Source organism: Kitasatospora sp. NPDC114501 (genome assembly GCF_055633695.1).
The window spans coordinates 423,471-445,024 of sequence record NZ_JBVKDS010000002.1 but is presented as its reverse complement, the minus strand read 5'-3'; the positions used below and the strand labels follow the sequence as shown (position 1 = coordinate 445,024).

Sequence of the window (21,554 nt, the reverse complement as noted above, 5' to 3'; positions counted from 1 at the left end):
AGCGCGAGACCACCCAGCAGCGCGAGGCCGCCGAGGCCTACGCCGACCGCGTCCGCACCGAGGCCGAACAGCACGCCACCGACCTCACCGAGCGCACCGCGGCCGAGACCGCCGAGGTCCGCGAGGCCGCCGCCCGGTACGACGCCGAGGTCCGCCAGGCCGCCGACGCCTACGACGTCCAGGTCCGCGAGGCCGTCGACGCCTACGCCGCCGAGCAGCGCACCACCGCCGACACCTACGCCGCGGAGACCCGGGCCGAGGCCGAGCAGGCCGCCGGGGAGCTGCGGGCCGTCGCCCAGCGCGAGACCACCCAGCAGCGCGAGGCCGCCGAGGCCTACGCCGACCGCGTCCGCACCGAGGCCGAACAGCACGCCACCGACCTCACCGAGCGCATCGCGGCCGAGACCGCCGAGGTCCGCGAGGCGGCCGCCCGGCACAGCGCCGAGGTCCGCGAGGCCGCCGACGCCTACGCCACCGACGTCCGCGAGCAGGCCGACGCCTACGCCGCCGAGCAGCGCACCGCCGCCGACGAGGTCCTGGAGCGCGCCGAGGCGACCGCCGAGCAGCGCCGCGCCGAGGCCGCCAAGGACGCCAAGGCCACCCGCGAGAAGGCCGCCGCCGAACTGGCCCTGGCCAACGAGCAGGCCGGGACCGTCCGGGCCGAGGCCGGCCGCGAGCTGTCCGAGGCCCGCGCCACCGCCGACGGCATCCGCGCCGAGGCCGCCGCCGAACTGGAGCAGGCCAAGGCCGACCGCGCCGAGCTGGTCGCCGCCGCCAAGGCCGAGGGCGCCGAGCTGGTGGCGGCCGCCGAGGAGGAGGCCGCCGAGGTCCGCCAGTCGGTGGCCGGCATGCACGAGGCCGCCGCCGAGCAGATCGCCGCGCTCAGGTCCGCCGCCGAGCAGGAGGCCGCCGAGGTCCGCGAGGCCGCCGAGCAGCACGCCACCGAGCTGCGCGTCCTCGCCGAGCGCGAGACCACCGAGCAGCGCGAGGCCGCCGACGCGTACGTCGCCGAGCTGCGCGCCCTGGCCGAGCGCGAGACCGCCGAGCAGCGCGAGCTCGTCGAGCGCGAGACCGCCGACCTGCGCGCCCGCACCGAGGCCGAGACCACCGCCCTGCGCGAGCAGACCGAGCTGGAGCTGGCCGCCGAGCGGGAGGCCGTCGAGAACGAGCTCGGCCGCCGGCGCGCCGAGGCCCTGGCCTACGACGAGCAGCTCCGCGCGGACGCCGAGGCCGAGCTGCGCGCCGCCCAGGAGGCCGCCGAGCAGCTGCGCGCCGACGCCGAGGCGCAGGCCGCCCGTACGGTCGCCGAGGCCGAGGCCCAGGGCGCCCGCAGCATCGCCGACGCCGAGGAGCTGTCGGCCGGCCTGCGGGCCGAGGCCGAGGAGTACGCCCTCGCCACCCGCACCCTGGCCGACGATTACGACTCCGCCACCCGCGCGCGCGCCGACGCCTACGACGCGGAGACCCGGGAGGCCGCCGAGCAGTTCGACAAGGCCACCCGCGAGCAGGCCAAGTCCGTTCTGGAGAAGGCCTTCGCGGACGCCGAGGCGCTCGGCGAGGACGCCCAGACCACCGCGCTGGCGACCACCGCCGCCGCCGAGGAACAGGCGGACGCGATGGTCGCCGCAGCCCGCAAGGAGGCCGACCGGCTGGTCGCCGCCGGCGAGGCGGCCGGTCAGGCCGAGGTCGAGAAGGGCCGCTCCGACGCGGACGCCCTGCTCGCCGAGGCCCGCCGGGACGCGACCGCGATCCGCGAGCGCGCCGAGGAGCTGCGCGAGCGCACCGACGCCGAGGTCGAGGCCCTGCACGAGCGCGCCCGCAAGGAGAACGCGGCGGCCATGAAGTCGGCCGGCGAGCGGGTGGACGCGCTGGTGACGGCCGCCCAGGAGCAGCTGACCGAGGCCGAGGAGCAGGCGGTGGCCACCGTCGCCGAGGCCGAGGACCGCGCGGCGGCCCTGGTCGCCGCGGCCGAGGACCGCGCGGCCGAGCTGACGTCGGAGGCGTCCGCGGAGGCGAGCAAGGTCCGGATCTCCGCCGTCCGCAAGGCCGAGGGCCTGCTGAAGGAGGCGGAGACCAAGCTCGCCGACTCCACCAGCCGCGCCGAGGCGCTCATCGTCAAGGCCGAGGCCAAGCTGCGGTCGTCCGAGGCCGAGGCCGAGGAGCGGCTGGACGCCGCCGCCGCCGAGGCGGAGAAGCGGCTGCGGGACGCCGACGAGGCCGCGGACGAGCAGCTCGAGCTGGCGAAGGCGGAGGCCGAGCGGCTGCTCGCCGAGGCGAAGGCCGAGGCGAAGCGGGTCACCGACGAGGGCCGGCGCGAGCTGGACGAACTGGTGCGCCGCCGCAAGGACATCAACACCGAGATCTCCAGGGTGCAGGACGTGCTGTCCGCCCTGGAGGCGTTCGAGGCACCGTCACCGGTCGCCCAGGCCAACGGGGGAAGCAACACCAAGAAGGACGGGGGTGCCAAGGCCGGTGCCGGAGTTGGCTCCCCCCGGTCGGGTGGCAATCGCTCCAAGAGCTCACCACCCGATTGAGCGGACATTGGCGGTCATTGTCCGTGAGAGAACGGCGTACAGCCGTCGACACTCCGGTACCGTGTCAGGATTCCCTCAACCACCTCAGCGGTTTGACGACAGGAAGCCCAGAACCCCATGAGCGACAGTCACTCCCCTCACGGCTTCGACCTGGTGCGCCGTGGGTACGAGCGCGCCCAGGTCGACGAGCGGATCACCAAGCTGGTGGCCGACCGTGACAGTGCCCTGACCCGGATCAGCGCGCTGGAGAAGCGCATCGAGGAACTCCACCTGGAGACCCAGACCGCTCAGGCGGCGGTCGTCGAGGCCGAGCCCTCCTACGCCGGTCTCGGCGCCCGGGTCGAGAAGATCCTGCGGCTCGCCGAGGAGGAGGCCAAGGACCTGCGCGACGAGGCGCACCGCGCCGCCGAGCAGCACCGCGAGCTCGCCGAGGCCGCCGCCCAGCAGGTCCGCACCGAGGCCGAGAACTACGCCAAGGACCGCAAGGCCAAGGCGGAGGACGAGGGGCTGCGGATCGTCGACAAGGCCAAGAGCGACGCCGCCCAGCTGCGCGCCGAGGCCAACAAGGACGCCCAGAACAAGCGCGAGGAGGCGGACGCCCTCTTCGAGGACACCCGCACCAAGGCCGCCCAGGCCGCGCTGGAGTTCGAGACCAACCTGGCCAAGCGCCGCGAGCAGTCCGAGCGCGACCTGGCCGCCCGTCAGGCCAAGGCCGAGAAGCGTCTGGCCGAGATCGAGCACCGGGCCGAGCAGCTGCGCCTGGAGGCCGAGAAGCTGCGCACCGACGCCGAGCGCCGCGCCCGTCAGACCGTCGAGACGGCCCAGCGCCAGTCCGAGGACATCGTGGCCGACGCCAACGCCAAGGCGGACCGCATCCGCAGCGAGTCCGAGCGCGAGCTGGCGGCGCTCACCAACCGCCGCGACAGCATCAACGCCCAGCTGACCAACGTCCGCGAGATGCTGGCGACGCTGACCGGCGCGGCCGTCGCCGCCGCCTCGCTGCCGAACGACGACACCATGGGCGTGCCCGCCCAGCAGTCGCGCTGACCCGGTCAGGACCGGGTGGCACCACAGGCCCTCACCCACCCGGGTGAGGGCCTGTCGGCTGTCGCCCCGTCATCACCTCGGGCACTTCTGCGTCCTGCCGAGGACGGGGCCCTACCGGGGGTAGGCGCCGTCCGGCCGCTGGTGCCCGCTGCTGAGCTGGTTGCCCTCGTCGTCCGAGACGGTGCCGAACCAGGAGGTGCACCAGACCGACACCGAGTCCGGCCAGTACTGCACCTCGAAGGGGTGCCCGGGCCCGTAGTCGCCGTACGAGGTGACGATGAAGGTCTCCCCCGGGCGCATCCAGTAGTCCTCGCCGAGGGGTTCGAGGGTCAGTTCGAGCAGCCCCTCGCCCCGGTTGGTCAACGGCATCCGGCCGGTCACCTCCAGCGCCGAGAAGTCCCAGGCCGCCGCGTCCTGGCTCTCCTGGCTCATCCGGCGGCCACCCGGGCGAGCAGGGTGCGCACGGCGGCGTCGAAGGCCTCGGGCGCCTCCAGGGCGCTCAGGTGGCCCACCCCGGGCAGGACGGTCAGCTCGGCGTCCGGGCGGGCCCGCAGCATCGTCCCGGCCTCCTCCGGCGCCACCAGGGCGTCCTGGGCGCCCGCCACGATCGCGACCGGCACCCGCAGCCCGGCCAGCACGTCCAGGGAGTCCGGGCGGGCCGCCATGGCCCGCTGGGCCCAGGCGACGGCGGCCGGCGGCGCGGCGGCGACCATCGCCTCCACCCGCTCCACCAGGTGCTGCGAGTCCGGTCCGAGCTGTCCGGCCGCGACGTGCTCGTCCAGCAGCAGTCGCACGCTGTCCCGCGCGGTGACGGCGGCGGCGATCCGCTCCCGGTTGGCGCGCGCCGCGTCGGTGTCGGCGGTGGCCCGGGTGTTGGCCAGCAGCAGGCCGGACAGCCGGTCGGGGTGGCGGCGGGCGAAGGCCAGCGCCACGTAGCCGCCCATGGAGAGTCCGCCGACCACCGCGCGCTCGATCCCGGCCGCGTCCAGCAGCAGCGCGAGGTCGTCCGCGACCGGGTCCAGCGAGGGCTCGTCGTCGCCCAGCGCGGTACCGCCGAACCCCCGCTGGTCGGGGGCGAGCACGCGCGCTTCGTCCCCGGTCAGGCCGGGCAGCGCGTCCAGTTGGGACGACCACATCGAGGCGTTCAACGGAAAGGCGTGCAGCAGCACGAGTGGTGTTCCGGTACCGCTCTCGCGGACCGACACTGCGGAGGGGAGCTGGGTCATGCGTCCAACCTATTCCGGCACGCCCGGCGGGCCCACTCAGCGGGCCGCGATACCCCCTTTGTCCCCAAGGGCCGTCCGACAGTTCCCGCCGGGCACGCGACGCCGGGGCGCGCACCTCGCCGCGCGCTGATCCGCCGCCAATTGTCGGACATGTCCTAGCCTGGCAAGGAACTGAGGGAGCGCGAATGATCGAGTTGCACGACCTGACAAAACGTTACGGCAAGACGCTCGCGGTGGACCGGCTCAGCTTCCAGGTACCCCGGGGCGTGGTGACCGGCTTCCTCGGCCCCAACGGCGCCGGCAAGTCCACCACCATGCGCATGATCCTCGACCTCGACCGCCCGACCGCCGGCCGGGTCACCATCGACGGCAAGCGCTACGGGCAGCTCAGCGAGCCCCTCAAGTACATCGGCGCGCTGCTGGAGGCCAAGGCCGTCCACCCCGGCCGCACCGCCCGGGACCACCTGCTCTGGCTCGCCCAGAGCAACCGCATCCCCGAGCGCCGGGTGGACGAGGTGCTCGCCCTGGTCGGCCTCACCCCGGTGGCCCGCAAGCGGGCCCGCGGCTTCTCCCTCGGCATGGGCCAGCGCCTGGGCATCGCCTCCGCCCTGCTCGGCGACCCGGAGATCGTCATGTTCGACGAGCCGGTCAACGGCCTGGACCCGGAGGGCATCCTCTGGATCCGCAACCTGATGAAGCGCCTCGCCGCCGAGGGCCGCACGGTCTTCGTCTCCTCCCACCTGATGAGCGAGATGGCCGTCACCGCCGACCACCTGGTGGTCATCGGCCGGGGCCGGCTGCTCGCCGACCTGTCCATGCCGGACTTCATCCGGCGCAACTCCCGCTCCGCGGTACGGCTGCGCAGCCCGGAGCCCGAGCGGCTGCTGGACGTGCTGGCCGAGGCCGGCCTGCGGCACGAGCCGGGCCCGGACGGCTCCTACGAGGTGGTCGACGGGGACATCGCGCGGCTCGGCGAACTGTTCGCCCGGAACGGCGTGGTGCTGCACGAGCTCAGCCCGCAACAGGCCTCGCTGGAGGAGGCGTTCATGCAGATGACGGCCGACTCGGTGGAGTACCACGCGGGCGACGGACCAGGCCGGGACGCGGCCGGCGCGCCCACCGGGTGGGGCGCCGGCTGGAAGGCGGACGGTGCCCGGCAGTCGGGCACCGCACGGCAGGAGGAGAACTGAGATGACGTCCTTCCCGGCGATCCTGCGCTCCGAGTGGACGAAGATCCGCAGCGTCCGCTCGACGGTCTGGACGCTCGCGCTGACCTTCGTCGTCACGGTCGGCATCGGCGCGCTGCTGTCCCTGCTCACCAACAGCAACTTCACCGAGTTCCGCCGGCACGACGAGTCCCCGTTCGACGCCACCGGGACGTCCTTCTCCGGCATCATGCTCGGCGAGCTGGCGATCATCGTCTTCGGCGTGCTGGCGATCGGCAACGAGTACAGCAGCGGCATGATCCGGGTCACCCTGGCCGCCGTTCCGCAGCGGGCCACCCTGCTCGCCGGCAAGGCGACGGTGCTCGGCGCACTGGCCCTCGCGGTCTCGCTGGTGACGGCCTTCGTCACCTTCTTCGCCGGCCAGGCGCTGCTCGGCTCGCACTCCACCACCATCGGCGAGCCGAACGTGCTGCGGGCGGTGTTCGGGGCCGCGCTGTACCTGACGATGCTCTGCCTGTTCTCGGCGGGCGTCACCACGATGCTGCACAACCAGACGCTCGCGCTCGGCGTGCTGGTGCCGTTCTTCTTCCTGCTCTCGCCGATCCTCTCGGCGGTGCCGAAGGTCAAGACCCTGGCCCACTACTTCCCCGACTACGCGGGCTCGCGGATGCTCCTGGTGTACGAGCAGCACGACCAGCCGTACGGGCCGTGGACCGGCTTCCTGATCTGCCTCGCCTGGACGGCGGCGGCGCTGGTCGGCGGCGCGCTGGTGCTCAGGAAGCGCGACGCGTAGCCGCCCCGGCGGAGGGACCGTCAGTACCGCGGAGCGCCGCGGCCCCGCAGCAGGTTGGAGGCCCGGCGCTCCCGCGCTCCCCAGCAGGCCCGGTGCCAGTGCCGCCGGTCGTCCACCCCCGCGCCGTGCAACGGCCAGGCCACCACGTGGCCCGTCCCCGGCGGGATCTCCTGGTCGCAGCCCGGGCAGCGGTAGAACCGCCCCGCCGTCCCGGCGACCGTCTGGACCACCCAGTCGTCGCCCTGGTAGCTCTCGGTGCGGCGCAGCGAACCGCCGAGCGGAGCGGCCGGCTCCGCGCTCTCGCGGGGGGCGGCGCTCTTGATCCGGTTGCGGCGCGGCGACACGGCGGACTCCCTCTCCTGCTGGGCTCTGGATCGTTCCAGCCTACGGCCGGCCGGGCTACCGCACGGCCACTACCACGGCTCCGTCCAGCACTTCGGGGTTTTTGCCGAGATCCACCCGATCATCGGGGAAATCCGGGGTTCCGCGTGCCATTGGCACATGACATCGGATACCCACGAGGGGAGAAGGCGGGGCCCGCAGACCCTGCGCGCACCCGAGGAGGCCCAACGATGAGCAAGACCAGCGCCCGTGCCGAGAGCGGTCGGCCCGTCGGGGTCCGGCCGCCCACCGCCGGTCCGACGCTTACCGCCGTCCCCCCGGTGACGGCCGTGGCGGGCGGGCCGCTGCCCGCGACCCAGCGGGCGGGCGCGCTGCCCCCGGCCACCGGCCCGCTGCGGGTCGGACTGTTCCAGCTGTCCGCGCAGTTCCCCGGGCAGAGCCACGGCGAGGCGCTGGAGCGCACCGTCCGCTCCGCCGTCGAGGCCGAACGCGCGGGCCTGGACAGCGTCTGGCTGGCCGAGCACCACTTCGTGCCGTACGGGGTGTGCCCGGACGCCGCCACGCTGGCCGCGATGCTGCTCGGCCGCACCCGCCGGATCGGCGTCGGCACGGCGGTCAGCGTGCTCTCCACCCGCCACCCGGTGGGCCTCGGCGAGCAGGCGGCGCTGCTGCACCTCACCTCCGGCGGGCGGTTCACGCTCGGGGTGGGGCGCGGCGGGCCGTGGATCGACCTGGACGTGTTCGGCGGCGGCGTGGACGCCTTCGAGAAGGGCTTCCCGGAGCGGCTGGACCTGCTGCTGCGCTGGCTGCGCGGCTCCCGGGTCGGCGCGGACGGCCCGCAGTTCGCCTTCCCCGAGGTCGCGGTGGTGCCGCGGGCCGCCGAACCGGTGCGGCGGCCGGGCCTGAGCAGCTGGCTCGGCCTCGGCGAGCGGTCCGGGCCGGTGCGCTTCCCGCGCCAGCGCCGGGACGACGAGGGCCTCGGCGAGGAGCTCACCACCGCCGGACTGCCGGTGGCCGGCCCGCCCGTGGTGGTCGCCTGCACCTCGCCGGGCGGGGTGCGGCTGGCCGCCGAGCGCGGCCTGCCGATGCTGCTCGGCATGCACTCCGGGGACGACGACAAGCTGCGGATGCTGGAGCTGTACCGGACCGCCTGGCTGGCCGCCGGGCGCGGCGAGGAGCAACTGCGCCGGATCGGCCGCCAGCACGTCGCGGCCGGGGTGGCCCAGGTCGACGACCGCGCCGCGGCGGCCCGGTCCACGCTGCTGAACGCGATGCCCGGCTGGTTCGAGTACGGGCTCGGCGCCCACCGCACCGTGGACGGCCGCGAGCGCAGGATGCGCGACCCGCGCCAGTACACCGAACTGCTCTGCGACCTGCACGCGGTGGGCACGCCCCGGCAGTGCGCCGACCGGCTGCTGGCCACCGCCGAGCGCACCGGCATCCGGCGCTTCGCCCTGCTCGCCGAGGGCAGCGGCGACCAGGAGGCCACCCTGCACAACATCGCCCGACTCGGCTCCGAGGTGCTGCCGCAGCTGGGCTGAGCGGGCGGGGGGCGGACCCGGGCCGCCGCCCCTCCCCCCGCACCGGGGGACGGGGGCGGCCGGAGCCGCAGCCGGGTCAGCAGTCCCGCAGTTCCTCGGACTGGTTGAGCAGCTGCTCCCGGACCGAGGTGAAGCGGTCGTACCGCGCCTCGTTGGGCTCCGACGGCAGGAACACCGCCACCCGGTGACAGTTCTGGAAGGCCAGCCGGACCCCGAAGTGGCGCTGGAGGGCGCCCCGGATGGCGTCGCTGGCAAGGGCGCGCAGCAGCTGGCCGCGGGCCTGCTCGCTGGGCGGTGGTACCTGGTTGTCGGCGAAGTCGGTGCCGTCGACCTTCGCCTGGGCGACCAGCGAGCTGATCAGGTCCCAGGCGTACGGCAGCGAGACGCGGACGCAGTCGACGAATTCCCGCTCGTCGACCTCGCCCCGCTGGGCCTTCTCCAGCAGAGCCGGTGAGACGTCGAGCGACATGGATTCTCCTCTCGCGGTCCACCCGCGCGGCGCCCGGGTGGTCGTGCGTAGGTCAAGCTCACAGTGAGGGTGGCGAATGCGCGTGAGGCGTCCGGAACACCGAGGGACAGGGGTTTCCGGCGCCTTCGCGACCGCGGTGGCACCACGGGACGTGACGCCCTGGACACCGAACGCGCTCAGAACAGCGTGGCAGTCAACGGCGTGGCAGTCCGGTCATTCCTGCGGATTGCTTCGGAAATATGTTGCGGTGCACCAGATTGGCCGGATCCCGTCGGATCGTTCATCTGAAGTCTCCATCCCCGTTGACAGCGATCCCGCGAGCGTGCCGTCACACAACGTAGCGACTCGTGGGTGGGGGCGCCAGACCTCGACGGGGCGGCAGCGGGACCACAGGTCCTCCATGGTGGCCGGGTTCGCGCTTTCTTCACCCTGCCGTCGCGGAATCGCATCAACTGGCCCCGGTGGGCTAGCGTGGTCGACCGTGCGTCTCGTAATTGCCCGCTGCTCAGTCGACTATGCCGGTCGGCTCTCCGCCCATCTGCCCTCCGCCACCAGGCTGATCCTGGTCAAGGCCGACGGCAGCGTCAGCATCCACGCCGACGACCGCGCCTACAAGCCGCTCAACTGGATGTCCCCGCCGTGCGCCCTCAAGGAGGCCGACGGGGTCTGGACGGTGGAGAACAAGGCCGGCGAGAAGCTCATCATCACGCTGGAGGAGGTGCTGCACGACTCGTCCCACGAGCTCGGGGTCGACCCGGGCCTGATCAAGGACGGCGTGGAGGCACACCTCCAGGAGCTGCTCGCGGACCGGATGGAGGTGCTCGGTGCCGGCTGGTCGCTGATCCGCCGCGAGTACCCCACCGCGATCGGCCCGGTCGACATCCTCTGCCGCGACTCCGACGGCGCCACGGTCGCCGTCGAGATCAAGCGCCGCGGCGAGATCGACGGTGTCGAGCAGCTCACCCGCTACCTCGAACTCCTCAACCGGGACCCACTGCTGGCCCCGGTCAAGGGCGTCTTCGCCGCGCAGGAGATCAAGCCGCAGGCCCGCGTGCTGGCCACCGACCGCGGCATCGGCTGCGTGGTGCTGGACTACGACGAGCTGCGCGGCATCGACGACGACAAGCTCAAGCTGTTCTGACCGCTCAGGACGGCCCCGGGGTGGTCGGACTGCCCGTCCCGCTCGGGGTCGTCGGCGACCCGGACGTGGTCGGTGACGACGGCGAGGTCGCCGGAGACGTCGGGCTGTGGCTCGTCACCGGCGGCTGCGACGGCTGCCCGGTCTGCTGAGGCGGCTGCGGCTGGCCCGGCTGCGGGGCCGGCGGCTGCGGCTGGCCCGGCGCGGGCGGCTGCGGCTGCTGCGGTGCCGTCGATCCGCCGGCCCCCGGCGAGGAGCTCGGCTTCCTCGTCGGCGAGGCGCTCGGCGAGTGCGAGGCGCTGCCGCTCGCGGACGGCTCCGGGCCGCTCCCCTGCCCCGCCGTCGGGCCGGCCTGCCCGGCACCGGCCGTTCCCGGCCCGGCGCTGCCGGAGGACTGCGGGAACGGCGGGTCCTGGGTGCCGCCGCCGTCCAGCCGGCCGCTGTGCGGGTCCCTCCCCTTGACCTCCTCCGGTCCGCTGAAGCTCATCGCCACCGCCGTACCGAGCACCCCGAGGGTGAGCACCACGGTGGAGACCACGGCCGCCCGGCGCCGCCTGCTGGACTTCAGCCGGGCCGGCACCCGGGCCGCGATCTTGCGGATCACCGGCGCGCGGCCGGGCGCCGCCGCGGCGGGCGCGGCGGCCGACAGCTGCCGGCCCTCGGCGCGCAGCAGGTCGAGCATCCGACCGGCGGCGGCCACCCCGCGCTGCTCGCCCGCCGTGCTCCGCAGGGTGAGCGCGGTCTCCAGTTCGGCGACGGCCCGGGACGGCTGCTGGACGCAGATCGCGTGGACGCCCGCCTCGTGGTGGAACCAGGCCTGGTCGACCGCCGAGCCGGTGCGGCGGGCCGCCTCCAGACCGAGCTGGAGCACCCGCTCCCAGGCGCCCCAGCGCAGCGACAGCGCCAGTGCGGGCGCCGCCGCGCGGGCGAGCCGGACCACCGCGTCGTGGCGCCCGGCGGTGCGGTCGGCGAGCAGCACCCCGATCATCACCTCGGCCTCGGCGGCGATCTGCTCCAGCGTCACCGAGCTGTGCCCGACCCACCAGGCGAAGTGCTGGGCGGCGCCGTCGACGCAGCCGCGGGCGGGCCAGTGCGGGAGGAGCAGTTCGAGCGCGCCGGCGGTCAGCCGGTGGTGCCCGCCGATGGACACCGCCAGTCCGGCGTCGGCGAGTTCGGCGAGGGCGGCCTCGCCCTGCCCGACGTCGATCAGCGCCGGCAGGTGCGGCGCGGTGGGGCACTCGCCGCCGAGCGCGACGGCGAGCCGCAGCACGGCCTGCGCGGGCTCGCTCAGCCCCTCGGCGAGCCGGACCGCGGGCGAGGCGGTCTCCGCCACCGAGGGCAGCGGGACGGTGCCGCGCAGCGCGTTCTCCCGGATCGCCGGGTCCGGGTCGTGGCGGGGCTCGGCGACGGCGCCGAAGACGTCCAGCCGGTCGTCCTCGGCGGCGACCAGGGCGTCCACCGAGACGTCCCGCTGGCGCAGCAGCGCGGCGGCCTGGACGAAGCGCAGCGGCAGGCCCTCGGACTCGAACCAGAGGTCCACCGCCCAGGCCTTCTCGTCGACGTCCAGCGGCCGACCGGCCAGCCGGGCGGTGAGGGCGAGGCAGGCGGAGCGGGAGAGCCCGGCCACCAGGTGGTCCTGGAGCCGGGAGCCGGCCGGCAGCGGCGGGCTGTCCGGGGCGACGGAGATCAGGAAGGCGCAGCCGGGGGCGGCGGCGAGCAGTTGCTCCAGCTCGGCGCCCGAGGGCTCGGCGGCGTCGATCACCACGATCGCGCCGACCTCGGCGAGGTGCGCGGCCAGCTGCCCGGGGTCGGGGCGGTAGCCGGGGGCGTGGTGGGTGGCCGCGAAGAGGTCCTGGAGCAGGTCGGGGACGGTCCGGCGATGGCCGCAGAGCTGCACCACGCCGCCGGGGGCGAGGTCGGCGGCGGCCGCGGCGACGGCCGACAGCAGCGTGCTGCGGCCCGAGCCGGCCTGGCCGACCAGGCGTATCGAGCGGCCCTCGGCGAGCAGGCCGAGCAGTTCGGCGATGTCGGCCTCGCGGTCCAGCATCGGCAGGTCGGCGGGCCCGGCGCCGAGCGCCAGCGGGCCGACCGCGCGGCCGACGCCGCCGACCGGGCCGCGGGCGGGCTCGCTGCGTTCGATCCGGCGCGGACGCGGCCGCCACTCCTCGGGACAGGTCCGGGCCTCGGAGCCGTCCGGGGCGCCGACGCCCACCAGCAGGCCGCCGGAGACCAGTTCACCGCCACGGGTGCGGACGGCCTCCTGCCGGAACTCCCCGGATGGCTGTGCCACGTTCTGCTCCGCATCGTGCTCGGCCGGCGGCGCCCCGCGCCGCCCGGCTGACGTCCCGGTAGCGGCCGCGGCCGGGCTGGAGGCAGCCCCGGCGGCCGTCTTCTGACGGGCAGACTCTCGCACATTCGGCCCCGGCCGTGCAGAGGGGGCCGCGGCGGACGGCCGGCCGGTGGCACTGACCAGGGACGTTGCGCGGGCGGGGCGGCGGGTGCTCAGGCGCTCGGTCCGGTGCGCGGCGCGCGGAGCAGAGGTCTAGAGAACGACCCCGTGCGCCTCGGCGACGCCGGTGACTCCGTCGACGGTCAGGATGCGGTGCAGCTTGGTGGCCACCAGCAGCCGCTGGAGCTGGGCCGGGACGGAGCGCAGCACCAGCCGGCGGCCGATCCGGCCGGCCCGCCGGTGGGTGCCCATGATCACGCCGAGGCCGGTGGCGTCCCAGAACTCCAGCCGGGCGAGGTCGAGTACGAGGTCGCCGAGGCCGCCGTCCACGGCCTGGTGCAGGCGGGCCCGCGCGTCGGCGGCGGTGCGCACGTCGAGGCGGCCTTCGATGGCCAGCGCCGTGTGGTCGCCGGTGATGCGCATGCTCTCCTCCTTCGCCTGGACGGCCTGGTGCGGGGCGGGTCCGCCCCGGCCGTGCCGGGTGCGGGAGTGACGGGTGCATCCGGGAGGGCCGCGGCCCCACGTCCGGACCCGGGCGGAATGCCGGGTTCCCTCATCTGACGGTGAACCGGCTCCGCAGGTTGCTGGTTCCGGCCAGATCTGAGGCAACTTCACCCGTCCGAGGGAATATACGCAGGTCGGCCCCATACCTACGCTCGATTACCGCCCAAATCACCCGTCTGCGATACCGGGCGTGAGGAAACTCACCCGACCCGGCGGAGCGGGCCGTACGATGCTCGATCGCACGGCCCACCGGTCGTTCGGCGCCGTCGGCTCACTTGCCTTCGTACGGGTAGAAGCCGCGGCCGCTCTTGCGTCCCAGGTCACCGGCGGTGACCATGCGGGCCATGATCTCCGGGGCGGCGAACTTCTCGTCCTGGGTCTCGGTGTAGATGTTGCGGGCGGCGTGCAGCAGGATGTCCACGCCGGTCAGGTCGGCGGTCTGGAGCGGGCCCATCGCGTGGCCGAAACCGAGCCGGCAGGCGGTGTCGATGTCCTCGGCGGTGGCCACGCCCGACTCGTACAGCCGGGCGGCCTCGACGACCAGCGCGGTGATCAGGCGGGTGGTCACGAAGCCGGCGATGTCGCGGTTGACCACCACGACCTCCTTGCCGACGCCCTCGGCGTAGGCGCGGGCGGCGGCCATCGCCTCGTCGCTGGTCTTGTAGCCGCGGACCAGCTCGACCAGCTTCATCATCGGGACCGGCGAGAAGAAGTGGACGCCGACGACCGACTCCGGGCGCTGGGTGGCGGCGGCGATCCGGGTGATCGGGATGGCGGAGGTGTTGGAGGCCAGCACGGCGCCGTCCTTGGCGAGCTTGTCGAGCTCGCGGAAGACGCCCTCCTTGACCTCCAGCTTCTCGAACACGGCCTCGACCACGATGTCGGCCTCGGCGACGGCGCCCAGGTCGGTGGTGGTGGTGATCCGGCCCAGCGCGGCCTCGGCGTCCTCGGCGCTCAGCTTGCCCTTGGAGACGAACTTCTCGTACGAGGCACGGATGCCCGCGAGGCCGCGCCGCAGCGCCTCCTCGGTGACGTCCCGCAGCACCACCGGGTGCCCGGCCTGCGCGGACACCTGGGCGATGCCGGCGCCCATCAGGCCGGCACCGATCACGGCGATCTGCTTGCTGGACGCATTGCTCATGGCTGGGTCTCCCGATGCCGTCGCCGCCCCGCGGGCGGGCCCTGAAGGCGGCTCAGGGCAGGGGTCACCGCCCGCAGAGCCGCGTCACTCTGGCCGGACTCTAGTGCCCAAATCCCCCGTGCAATAGCAATCGGGAGTGTGATCTGCAACCGACCTGGTCAGACGGCCGGACTAGCGGCCGGACTGCCGGTCGGACGGTCGGATCGCAGGACGGTCGGACGGTCAGATGGTCAGCCCGAGGTCCTGGGCCAGGATCGCCGCCTGCACCCGGCTGCGCAGCCGCAGCTTCGCCAGGATGCGACTGACGTGCGTCTTGGTGGTCGCCTCCGCCATCACCAGCCGGGTCGCGATCTCCCCGTTGGACATCCCGGCCCCGATGCAGGCCAGCACCTCCCGCTCGCGGCCGGTCAGCGCCCCCACCGCGGCCCGGGCCTCCGGTCCGACCGGCCGCTCGGGGCGGGCGAAGGTCCCGATCAGCCGCTTGGTCACCGACGGCGCCAGCATCCCGTCCCCGCGCGCCACCGTGCGGATGCCCTCGATCAGGGTGTCCGCCTCCAGGTCCTTGAGCAGGAACCCGGAGGCGCCGGCCCGCAGCGCGCCGTAGACGTACTCGTCCAGGTCGAAGGTGGTCAGCACGAGCACCTGGCCGGCCCCGGCGGCGACCACCTCGCGGGTCGCCGAGACGCCGTCCAGCCGGGGCATCTGCACGTCCATCAGCACCACGTCCGGCCGCAGCTCCAGCGCCAGCCGGACGGCCTCCTCGCCGTCGGCGGCCTGCCCGACCACCTCGAACTCCGGCTCGGCGCGCAGGATCATCACCAGCGCCGCCCGTACCGCCGCCTGGTCCTCCGCCACCAGCACCCGGATCGTCATGCCCGTTCCTCGCTCCCCTGGGCGCGCGGCAGCACCGCGCGCACGCTCCAGTACCCGTCCTTCGGCCCGGCCTCGAAGCTGCCGCCGAGCAGCCCGGCCCGCTCCGCCATGCCCACCAGTCCGGCCCGGGCGCCGGGCAGTTCGCGGCCCGGCCCGCCCCGGTACGGACTGTCGACGGCGATCCGGAGTTCCCCGGGCGCGAACTCCAGCCGCAGGCTGACCAGTCCGGGCCCGGCGTGCTTCAGCGCGTTGGTCAGCGACTCCTGGACGATCCGGTAGGCGGCCAGCCCGACCGGTACCGGCACCTCGCCGCGCTCGCCGCGCTCCTCCAGCTCGAAGTCCAGCCCGACGTCCCGGCCGGCCGCCCGGGCCTTGGCCAGCAGGGCGTCCACCGCGGCCAGGTCGGGCGCCGCGTAGGACTCGTCCACCTCTCCCCCGCCGCTGTCCCGGAGCAGTCCGATCATGCGACGCATTTCGGCCAATCCCTGGACGCTGTTCTCCCGGATCACCGCCAGCACCTCCACCAGCGGATCGTCCGCGGGCAGCTTCCGGCGTCTGGCCACCGACTGGGCGCCGGTGGCGTGGATCGCGATCGCCGACAGGTGGTTGGCCACCACGTCGTGCAACTCCCTTGCCATCCGGGCCCGTTCGGCGCCGATGGCCTCCCGCCGGTCCATCTCCGAGAGCAGCGCGGTCTGTTCCGCGCGCAGCCGCTCGGCCTCCGCCTGCTCACGGTGCTTGCGCACCACGTCGCCGGTCCACACCGGGCCCAGGAAGACCAGCGCGCTGATCACCACCACCAGCAGCGCGAAGGAGGTGCCGCCGTAGACCGCCGCCAGGGCGGACAGCGCCAGCACGGTCGCCCCGCCGGTCAGGTGCAGCACCCGGGACATCCGCGGGCTGCCGTAGATCACCGCCGCGTACAGCAGGTCGGTGTACATGATCAGCGTGGCCGCCAGGTTGCCGAGGAACACGCTCGCCACGAAGACCAGCCCGCCGACCGACACCGCCAGCACCGTCCTGGTCCGCCGGACCAGCTCCAGCCCCGCCATCACCAGCAGCGGCGGCACCACCGCCCACGGCGGCACCCGGCCGGCCTGGTCGTACGCCTTGAAGACGATCAGCACCGCGCCGCCGAGCAGCCCGCAGAGGGCGATCAGCTGGTCCTGGCGGCGCGGGGAGAGCGCGGGGAACGGGAGGGGCACGCTCCCCATCCCACCATCCCCGGCACCCGCCCGGCTCCGGTCCACGGAGGAGCCCGCTACATCGAAAGGTGCAGCACCGGACGGCACCGCGCGACGACGACACCGGCGCGCCGCCGCACGAGGCTGGAAGCACCACCGAAACGTCCGGGAGCAGAACGTGATCGTCACTCTCATCGTCGCGGCCGAGATCTCCTTCTGGATCCTGCTCGGCCTCGGCCTCGCCACCCGCTACCTGCTCCGGTGGCGCCGCACCAGCACCGCGCTGCTGGTCGGCCTGCCGGTGGTGGACCTCACCCTGTACGCGCTCACCGTCCTCGACCTGCGCGGCGGCGCCGTCCCGAGCTGGACGCACGCCCTGGCCGCGAGCTACGCGGGCTTCTCGATCGGCTACGGCCCCTCGCTGGTCCGCTGGGCCGACCGGCACTTCCTGTACCGCTTCGCCGGCGGCCCCAAGCCGCTGCCCTCGCCCAAGTACGGCCCGGAACGGACCAGGTACGAGTGGCAGATCGCCGGCCGGACCGTCGTGTCGGCTGCCATCACCCTGAGCCTGATCTCCCTGCTCGTCCCGCTCTCCGCGGGCTCCGCGCACTTCGGCACCTTCACCCAGTGGTACGTCAGGCTGGGCATCGTGTCCGTGGTCAACGTGGCCGTGGCGGCCTGCTACTCGCTCTGGCCCAAGGAGCCGCCGGCCGGCGTGCAGGTCGAGAACGGCCGGGTGGTCACCGGGAAGGCCCTCGTCGGCACCGCCCCCGGCCACCCGCCGACCGACCGGCCCTGAGACACCGGAAGGCCCGCCGCCGGACTCCCACGGGGGGAGCCCGGCGGCGGGCCCTTCGACGTCCGGGGACGGATCCCTAGCGGTTCTCGCCCGGGACCCAGAGCACGTCGCCGCGCTCCTTGTTGGCCACCCGGGCCAGGATGAACAGCAGGTCCGACAGCCGGTTGAGGTACTTCGCGGTCAGCGGGTTGACGCTGTCGCCGTGCTCCGCGATCGCCGACCAGGTCGAGCGCTCGGCCCGCCGCACCACCGTGCAGGCCAGGTGCAGCTGGGCCGCCCCGACCGTGCCGCCGGGCAGGATGAAGCTGCGCAGCTTCTCCACCCGCGCCAGGTACTCGTCGCAGTCCGCCTCCAGCCGGTCGATGTAGGACTGCAGCACCCGCAGCGGCGGGTACTTCGGGTCCTCCACCACCGGGGTGGACAGGTCGGCGCCGACGTCGAACAGGTCGTTCTGGACCCGGACGAGCACCGCCGCCATGTCCTCCGGGAGCTCGCCGACGGCCAGGGCCACGCCGATCGCGGCGTTGGCCTCGTTGGCGTCCGCGTAGGCGATCAGTCTCGGGTCGGTCTTGCTGGTCCGGCTCATGTCGCCGAGCGCGGTGGTGCCGTCATCGCCGGTACGGGTGTAGATGCGCGTCAGATTGACCATGCGGCCAGACTAGCCGCCAGGTTAGGCGGCGTTAACCCCGTCTCGGAACACCGCTACGCGACGTTGTCCCCCAGCCTCCGGCCGGGAGGTGCCCCCACCGAGTCCCGTCGCTACGCGACGTTCACTCGCTGCCCGGGCGGAGCCGCCTCCAGCCAGGCCAGGAAGCCGGTCAGCGCGTCCTCGCTCATCGCCAGTTCCAGCGGCGCCCCGTTGTGCAGGCAGCGCAGCACCACCGAGCCGGAGAGCAGCGCCAGCTCCTCCTGGCCCTCCGGGTAGCGCCGGCCGAGCACCTCGATCTCCCGGCGCGGCAGCAGCTTGCGCGGCCGCGGGGCGTACGAGAAGACCCGGAACCACTCGATCGAGTCACCGCTGTACCGGCCGATACCAAAAACCCACCCCTTGCCGTCGGTCGGGGGGACCGGGGCGGAGGTGGGCTTGCCGTTCTCGTCGAGGTCGGGCTGCGTCGAGGCGTCGGCGGGCATTTTCAGCCGGTAACTGCAGTCGAAGGTGCCGCCGACCCGCTGGATCAGGCGGCGCCTGACCGCGAAGGCCATCAGCCCGATCACACCCAGGGCCACGACCGCCGCACACACCACAAGCGCGAGGACCATGCTCACCCACCTCCTCGCTACCCGCGTTCCCCGTAGCGGTCGTATCAAGCGACCGCCCTGACCTACCAACTACGACGACAGTCCCGGGGTCACGCTCACGCGTCCCCGGGACCGTCGGTCGACCCCGCTAAGCCGGGGTCCGGCGCACTCAGGCGTGGGCCTTGAGGCCGCGCGCCGCGAACAGACGGACCTCGGCGCGCCGCTCGGCGTGCTCGTCCAGGTCCGACTTGGCCTTCTCCAGTGCGCGCTCGGCACGCGCGACGTCGATCTCGTCCGCCAGCTCGGCGATCTCCGCGAGCAGAGACAGCTTGTTGTCGGCGAAGGAGATGAAGCCGCCGTGCACCGCGGCGATCACGGTGCCGCCGTCCACCGTGCGGATGGTGACCGGACCGGTCTCCAGCACGCTCAGCACCGGGGTGTGGCCCGGCATGATGCCGGTGTCACCGGAGGCCGTACGGGCGACGACGATGGTGGCCGCACCGGACCACACCTTGCGGTCGGCTGCGACCAGCTCGACGTGCAGCTCAGCCAACGTGGGCTCCTAGGCTCATGCAACGCCCGATTACTCGGGAGTTTCGGTAAGAATAACGGCCCCGCGCCCCCGGCATGAAACCGGCGGCACGGATTTGACCGGAATCACAGCCGATGCGCCGCGAGGGGTGGTCCCCAGGCTCGGGGGCCACCCCTCACGGTCACGCACAGCTGCTACCGGCCGCGATTACTTCTTCGCCAGCTCGGCGGCGTTCTTCTCGAGGTCCTCGATGCCACCGCACATGAAGAAGGCCTGCTCCGGGATGGAGTCGTACTTGCCGTCCGCGATCGCGTTGAAGGCCTCGATGGTCTCCGACAGCGGCACGGTCGAACCCTCGACACCGGTGAACTGCTTCGCCACGTAGGTGTTCTGCGAGAGGAAGCGCTCGATGCGACGGGCGCGGTGCACCGTGATCTTGTCCTCTTCGGACAGCTCGTCGATACCGAGGATCGCGATGATGTCCTGGAGGTCCTTGTACTTCTGCAGGATCCCCTTGATACGGATGGCCGTGTCGTAGTGGGTCTGCGCGATGTACCGCGGGTCGAGGATGCGGGACGTGGAGTCCAGCGGGTCGACGGCCGGGTAGATGCCCTTCTCCGAGATCGGACGCGACAGAACGGTGGTCGCGTCCAGGTGGGCGAAGGTGGTGGCCGGCGCCGGGTCGGTCAGGTCGTCCGCGGGGACGTAGATCGCCTGCATCGAGGTGATCGAGTGACCGCGGGTCGAGGTGATGCGCTCCTGCAGGAGGCCCATCTCGTCGGCCAGGTTCGGCTGGTAGCCCACCGCGGAGGGCATGCGGCCGAGCAGGGTCGACACCTCGGAACCAGCCTGGGTGAACCGGAAGATGTTGTCGATGAAGAGGAGCACGTCCTGCTTCTCGACGTCACGGAAGTACTCCGCCATGGTCAGCGCGGACAGCGCGACGCGCAGACGGGTGCCCGGCGGCTCGTCCATCTGGCCGAAGACCAGCGCGGTCTTGTCCAGAACGCCCGAGTCGACCATCTCGTCGATGAGGTCGTTGCCCTCACGGGTGCGCTCACCGACACCGGCGAACACCGACACACCACCGAAGTTCTCGGCGACGCGGTAGATCATCTCCTGGATCAGAACGGTCTTGCCGACACCGGCACCACCGAACAGACCGATCTTGCCACCGGTGACGTACGGGGTGAGGAGGTCGATGACCTTGATGCCGGTCTCGAACATCTCGGTCTTGGACTCGAGGTCCTTGAACTCCGGGGCCTTGCGGTGGATCGGCCAGCGGACCTGGACCTGCGACTCGAACTCGTCCTTGTCGACGTTCAGCACGTCACCGAGGGCGTTGAAGACCTTGCCCTTGGTGATCTGGCCGACCGGGACGGAGATCGCGGCACCGGTGTCGGTGACCTGCGAACCGCGGACCAGGCCGTCGGTCGGCTGCATCGAGATGCCGCGGACCATGCCGTCGCCGAGGTGCTGGGCGACCTCGAGGGTCAGGGTCTTCCGACCCGTGCCGTCGGGGTTGTCCACCTCGACGTGCAGGGCGTTGTACATCTCCGGAATCGCGTCGACGGGGAACTCCACGTCGACGACCGGGCCGATGACCCGCGCGACGCGGCCCGTCGCCGTGGTCGGCTCAACTGTGGTGGTCATACTCATTCGCTCCCGCGGCTGGCGTCGGCCAGCGCGTTGGCGCCACCGACGATCTCGCTGATTTCCTGGGTGATCTCGGCCTGGCGGGCCGAGTTGGCAAGCCGCGTGAGCGACTTGATGAGCTCGCCGGCGTTGTCCGTCGCGCTCTTCATCGCACGCCGACGAGCGGCGTGCTCGGAAGCGGCCGACTGCAGCATCGCGTTGTAGATCCGGCTCTCGACGTACCGCGGCAGCAGCGCGTCCAGGACGCCCTCCGCCGACGGCTCGAAGTCGTACAGCGGGAAGATCTCCGCCTTGGCCGGCGTCTGGTCGCTGAGCTGGACCTCGTCCAGCTTCAGCGGCAGGAGCCGCGCCTCGACCGCGTTCTGCGTCAGCATGGACACGAACTCGGTCGAGACCAGGTGGAGTTCCTCCACGCCGCCCGTCTCGGCCGTGAAGGCCTCGATCAGGTCGGCCGCCACGGTCTTCGCGTCGCCGTAGGTCGGCTTGTCCGAGAAGCCCGTCCACGAGCCCGCGATCGTCAGACCGCGGAACGTGTAGTACGAGACGCCCTTGCGGCCGACGATGTACGTCACCACGTCCTTGCCCTCGGCCTTCAGGCGCTCGGTGAGCACCTGGGCGGCCTTGATGGCGTTGGTCGAGTAGCCGCCGGCCAGGCCGCGGTCCGCCGTGATCAGCAGGACTGCGGCGCGCTTGGCGTTCGGGTTCTCGGTGGTGAGCGGGTGCTTGGCGTTGGACCGGGTGGCCACCGCCGTCACCGCCCGGGTGAGCTCATCGGCGTACGGAGTGGAGGCGGCCACCGCGCGCTGCGCCTTGACGATGCGCGACGCGGAGATCATCTCCATCGCCTTGGTGATCTTCTTCGTCGCGGTGACAGAGCGGATCCGGCGCTTGTAGACCCGAAGCTGTGCTCCCATGGGTCGT

General features: G+C 73.2%; 20 protein-coding genes and 1 pseudogene. 7 read left to right on the top strand and 14 right to left on the bottom strand.

Annotation, left to right across the window (positions count from 1 at the left end; translation table 11 throughout):
- Window positions 1–2,534: pseudogene (locus tag ACZ7RU_RS05480) on the top strand (hypothetical protein); the annotation flags it as partial.
- A 117-nt stretch (window positions 2,535–2,651) separates the two neighbouring features.
- A complete protein-coding gene (locus tag ACZ7RU_RS05475; protein ID WP_387750353.1) occupies window positions 2,652–3,581 on the top strand; it encodes a coiled-coil domain-containing protein in 930 nt (309 codons plus the stop codon).
- A 111-nt stretch (window positions 3,582–3,692) separates the two neighbouring features.
- Here the strand turns inward: ACZ7RU_RS05475 and ACZ7RU_RS05470 are convergent, their stop codons facing one another.
- Both ACZ7RU_RS05470 and ACZ7RU_RS05465 read right to left on the bottom strand, forming a co-directional pair.
- Window positions 3,693–4,013, bottom strand: a complete 321-nt coding sequence (locus tag ACZ7RU_RS05470) for a hypothetical protein (RefSeq protein WP_387750350.1) — start codon at window positions 4,011–4,013, stop codon at window positions 3,693–3,695.
- Window positions 4,010–4,807: an alpha/beta fold hydrolase gene (locus ACZ7RU_RS05465; RefSeq protein ID WP_470339612.1), complete on the bottom strand. Its 798-nt coding sequence runs from the start codon at window positions 4,805–4,807 to the stop codon at window positions 4,010–4,012. The genes ACZ7RU_RS05470 and ACZ7RU_RS05465 overlap by 4 nt, the downstream gene beginning before the upstream one ends.
- Before the next feature lie 185 nt (window positions 4,808–4,992).
- Between ACZ7RU_RS05465 and ACZ7RU_RS05460 the strand changes: the two genes are divergently transcribed.
- A complete protein-coding gene (locus ACZ7RU_RS05460; protein WP_470339611.1) occupies window positions 4,993–5,997 on the top strand; it encodes an ABC transporter ATP-binding protein in 1,005 nt (334 codons plus the stop codon).
- 1 nt (window position 5,998) lies between these two features.
- The gene (locus ACZ7RU_RS05455; RefSeq protein WP_470339610.1) at window positions 5,999–6,766 is read left to right on the top strand and encodes an ABC transporter permease; all 768 of its coding nucleotides are present in this window, start codon (window positions 5,999–6,001) and stop codon (window positions 6,764–6,766) included.
- Window positions 6,767–6,786: 20 nt separating this feature from the next.
- Here the strand turns inward: ACZ7RU_RS05455 and ACZ7RU_RS05450 are convergent, their stop codons facing one another.
- Window positions 6,787–7,110, bottom strand: a complete 324-nt coding sequence (locus ACZ7RU_RS05450; protein WP_470339609.1) for an ATP/GTP-binding protein — start codon at window positions 7,108–7,110, stop codon at window positions 6,787–6,789.
- A gap of 390 nt (window positions 7,111–7,500) precedes the next feature.
- On the opposite strand from ACZ7RU_RS05450, the gene ACZ7RU_RS05445 reads away from it, so the two are divergent.
- The gene (locus ACZ7RU_RS05445) at window positions 7,501–8,649 is read left to right on the top strand and encodes an LLM class flavin-dependent oxidoreductase (RefSeq protein WP_470339766.1); all 1,149 of its coding nucleotides are present in this window, start codon (window positions 7,501–7,503) and stop codon (window positions 8,647–8,649) included.
- Between the two features lie 76 nt (window positions 8,650–8,725).
- On the opposite strand, the gene ACZ7RU_RS05440 is transcribed toward ACZ7RU_RS05445, so the two are convergent.
- Complete coding sequence (locus tag ACZ7RU_RS05440) at window positions 8,726–9,118, bottom strand: SCO5389 family protein (protein WP_470339608.1); 393 nt, start codon at window positions 9,116–9,118, stop codon at window positions 8,726–8,728.
- A 481-nt stretch (window positions 9,119–9,599) separates the two neighbouring features.
- Here ACZ7RU_RS05440 and nucS point away from each other — a divergent pair, with 481 nt between their 5' ends.
- Complete coding sequence (gene nucS, locus ACZ7RU_RS05435) at window positions 9,600–10,259, top strand: endonuclease NucS (RefSeq protein ID WP_030057515.1); 660 nt, start codon at window positions 9,600–9,602, stop codon at window positions 10,257–10,259.
- A gap of 4 nt (window positions 10,260–10,263) precedes the next feature.
- Here nucS and ACZ7RU_RS05430 read toward each other — a convergent pair whose 3' ends face one another.
- From ACZ7RU_RS05430 to ACZ7RU_RS05410, 5 genes are all read right to left on the bottom strand, one after another.
- Window positions 10,264–12,546 carry an ATP-binding protein gene (locus ACZ7RU_RS05430; protein WP_470339607.1) on the bottom strand — a complete coding sequence of 761 codons (2,283 nt, stop codon included), beginning with the start codon at window positions 12,544–12,546 and terminating at the stop codon, window positions 10,264–10,266.
- A gap of 252 nt (window positions 12,547–12,798) precedes the next feature.
- Window positions 12,799–13,128 carry an STAS domain-containing protein gene (locus tag ACZ7RU_RS05425; RefSeq protein WP_470339606.1) on the bottom strand — a complete coding sequence of 110 codons (330 nt, stop codon included), beginning with the start codon at window positions 13,126–13,128 and terminating at the stop codon, window positions 12,799–12,801.
- A 352-nt stretch (window positions 13,129–13,480) separates the two neighbouring features.
- Window positions 13,481–14,350 carry a 3-hydroxyacyl-CoA dehydrogenase family protein gene (locus tag ACZ7RU_RS05420; RefSeq protein WP_470339605.1) on the bottom strand — a complete coding sequence of 290 codons (870 nt, stop codon included), beginning with the start codon at window positions 14,348–14,350 and terminating at the stop codon, window positions 13,481–13,483.
- 222 nt (window positions 14,351–14,572) lie between these two features.
- Window positions 14,573–15,223, bottom strand: coding sequence for a response regulator (locus ACZ7RU_RS05415; protein ID WP_470339604.1), 651 nt, complete (start codon window positions 15,221–15,223; stop codon window positions 14,573–14,575).
- Window positions 15,220–16,437, bottom strand: coding sequence for a sensor histidine kinase (locus ACZ7RU_RS05410; RefSeq protein WP_470339603.1), 1,218 nt, complete (start codon window positions 16,435–16,437; stop codon window positions 15,220–15,222). Before ACZ7RU_RS05410 ends, ACZ7RU_RS05415 begins: the two co-directional genes overlap by 4 nt.
- A gap of 148 nt (window positions 16,438–16,585) precedes the next feature.
- On the opposite strand from ACZ7RU_RS05410, the gene ACZ7RU_RS05405 reads away from it, so the two are divergent.
- Window positions 16,586–17,206: a hypothetical protein gene (locus ACZ7RU_RS05405; protein ID WP_470339602.1), complete on the top strand. Its 621-nt coding sequence runs from the start codon at window positions 16,586–16,588 to the stop codon at window positions 17,204–17,206.
- Window positions 17,207–17,282: 76 nt separating this feature from the next.
- On the opposite strand, the gene ACZ7RU_RS05400 is transcribed toward ACZ7RU_RS05405, so the two are convergent.
- The 5 genes from ACZ7RU_RS05400 to ACZ7RU_RS05380 form a co-directional block, all read right to left on the bottom strand.
- A complete protein-coding gene (locus ACZ7RU_RS05400; RefSeq protein WP_470339601.1) occupies window positions 17,283–17,855 on the bottom strand; it encodes a cob(I)yrinic acid a,c-diamide adenosyltransferase in 573 nt (190 codons plus the stop codon).
- A 110-nt stretch (window positions 17,856–17,965) separates the two neighbouring features.
- Complete coding sequence (locus ACZ7RU_RS05395; RefSeq protein ID WP_396303046.1) at window positions 17,966–18,466, bottom strand: DUF2550 domain-containing protein; 501 nt, start codon at window positions 18,464–18,466, stop codon at window positions 17,966–17,968.
- Window positions 18,467–18,614: 148 nt separating this feature from the next.
- Window positions 18,615–18,998 (bottom strand): F0F1 ATP synthase subunit epsilon, encoded by a 384-nt coding sequence (locus ACZ7RU_RS05390; RefSeq protein WP_030057524.1) that lies wholly within the window; start codon window positions 18,996–18,998, stop codon window positions 18,615–18,617.
- A gap of 186 nt (window positions 18,999–19,184) precedes the next feature.
- A complete protein-coding gene (atpD, locus tag ACZ7RU_RS05385) occupies window positions 19,185–20,630 on the bottom strand; it encodes a F0F1 ATP synthase subunit beta (RefSeq protein WP_470339600.1) in 1,446 nt (481 codons plus the stop codon).
- A gap of 2 nt (window positions 20,631–20,632) precedes the next feature.
- Window positions 20,633–21,547 (bottom strand): F0F1 ATP synthase subunit gamma, encoded by a 915-nt coding sequence (locus ACZ7RU_RS05380; protein WP_470339599.1) that lies wholly within the window; start codon window positions 21,545–21,547, stop codon window positions 20,633–20,635.
- Window positions 21,548–21,554: the final 7 nt, after the last annotated feature.